The following is a 204-nucleotide window of genomic DNA, read 5'->3' on the forward strand; positions in this document are numbered from 1 at the left end:
TTATTCCGGCGTCAGAATGTGCCGACAACAGAGCGAGGTTAGCACGCCAAACAGGGATGTTTGGCGAGGCTATTCTCCGTCTGGAGCGACAAATTTGTCTGGAACAAATTTGAACATCGGAGCAAAGCGAAGATGGCCTCGAAGAGGCGAGTATCAGGATGATACGAGTAATCATAGCCGGTGCGTTAAGACCGAGCGACGGCG

General features: G+C 52.0%; 1 protein-coding gene. It reads left to right on the forward strand.

Annotated features, from left to right (window positions below; genetic code table 11):
• Positions 1-16: 16 nt before the first annotated feature.
• The coding region (locus GQ598_RS11190) for a hypothetical protein (RefSeq protein WP_237410365.1) at positions 17-204 on the forward strand (188 nt) is incomplete at its 3' end.

Source organism: Gilliamella sp. Pas-s95, from assembly GCF_009795795.1.
Taxonomy (GTDB): domain Bacteria; phylum Pseudomonadota; class Gammaproteobacteria; order Enterobacterales; family Orbaceae; genus Gilliamella; species Gilliamella bombicola.